Consider the following 1,063-nt stretch of genomic DNA (forward strand, 5'->3'; position numbering starts at 1 on the left):
CTCAAAAGCCTAAAGCTTCTTGGGCGTTGTATGGTTAAGCCTCTCGGGCAATTAGTACAGGTTAGCTTAACGCCTTACAACGCTTCCACACCCTGCCTATCAACGTCATCGTCTATAACAACCCTTCCAGACCTTAAAGGTCAGGGATGACTCATCTTTGGGCCGGCTTCCCGCTTAGATGCTTTCAGCGGTTATCCGTTCCGAACGTAGCTACCGGGCAATGCCATTGGCATGACAACCCGAACACCAGCGGTTCGTCCACTCCGGTCCTCTCGTACTAGGAGCAGCTCCCATCAATCATCCAACGCCCACACCAGATAGGGACCGAACTGTCTCACGACGTTCTAAACCCAGCTCGCGTACCACTTTAAATGGCGAACAGCCATACCCTTGGGACCGACTTCAGCCCCAGGATGTGATGAGCCGACATCGAGGTGCCAAACACCGCCGTCGATATGAACTCTTGGGCGGTATCAGCCTGTTATCCCCGGAGTACCTTTTATCCGTTGAGCGATGGCCCTTCCATACAGAACCACCGGATCACTATGACCTACTTTCGTACCTGCTCGACGTGTCTGTCTCGCAGTTAAGCTAGCTTATGCCATTGCACTAACCTCACGATGTCCGACCGTGATTAGCTAACCTTCGTGCTCCTCCGTTACTATTTGGGAGGAGACCGCCCCAGTCAAACTACCCACCAGACACTGTCCACAATCCCGATAAGGGACCAATGTTAGAACATCAAACATACAAGGGTGGTATTTCAAGGACGGCTCCACACAATCTAGCGACTGTGCTTCAAAGCCTCCCACCTATCCTACACATGTAGGTTCAATGTTCAGTGCCAAGCTGTAGTAAAGGTTCACGGGGTCTTTCCGTCTAGGTGCGGGTACACAGCATCTTCACTGCGATTTCAATTTCACTGAGTCTCGGGTGGAGACAGCGTGGCCATGGTTACACCATTCGTGCAGGTCGGAACTTACCCGACAAGGAATTTCGCTACCTTAGGACCGTTATAGTTACGGCCGCCGTTTACCGGGGCTTCGATCAAGAGCTTCGCGAA

Annotated in this window: 1 rRNA gene (cut by a window edge); it reads right to left on the reverse strand. The window is 52.1% G+C overall.

Annotated elements, in window-relative coordinates:
* Window positions 1-30: 30 nt before the first annotated feature.
* Window positions 31-1,063 (reverse strand): 23S ribosomal RNA (locus JC525_RS19625) (its annotated part continues 1,757 nt past the right edge of the window); the annotation flags it as partial.

The sequence above is a fragment of the Alteromonas sp. IB21 genome (assembly GCF_016405965.1).
Classification (GTDB): domain Bacteria; phylum Pseudomonadota; class Gammaproteobacteria; order Enterobacterales; family Alteromonadaceae; genus Alteromonas.